1 protein-coding gene is annotated in these 460 nt (G+C 42.0%); it reads left to right on the plus strand.

Features of this window, described 5'->3' with window-relative positions:
* Positions 1–460 (plus strand): glyceraldehyde 3-phosphate dehydrogenase NAD-binding domain-containing protein (locus I2F62_RS13140; protein ID WP_324627422.1); only part of this gene is annotated, 460 nt, incomplete at both ends.

The following is a 460-nucleotide window of genomic DNA, read 5'->3' on the forward strand; positions in this document are numbered from 1 at the left end:
GTTAGAAGCTCTTTCTAAGCTTGATAACATTGGTTCTGCAGAAGTTGACCTAGGTAAACTTGCTGTTGAGTTTAGAGAAAAAGGTGGAGATGTCGATACCTTTGTTGCCAATGCAGTGAAGGGGATTGAAGGCCGTGCTGCAGAAGTAGAGCCGAAAGAAGTTGTGCTTTATGGTTTTGGTCGTATTGGTCGTATCTTGGCGCGATTAATGATTGAGCAAACCGGTATTGGTCGTGGTTTAAACTTAAAAGCGATTGTGGTGCGTAAAGGTTCGGATGGCGATTTGGCTAAACGTGCGTCTTTATTGCGCCGTGACTCGATTCATGGTTCATTTGCAGGAACCATTTCTGTCGATGAAGAAAATGAAGCCATTATTGCCAATGGTAACTTTATTAAAGTGATTTACGCGTCAAATCCAAGTGAAGTGGATTATACCGAATATGGTATTGAAAATGCGCTA

It is taken from the genome of Acinetobacter sp. MD2(2019), assembly GCF_035615615.1.
Taxonomy (GTDB): Bacteria; Pseudomonadota; Gammaproteobacteria; order Pseudomonadales; family Moraxellaceae; genus Acinetobacter.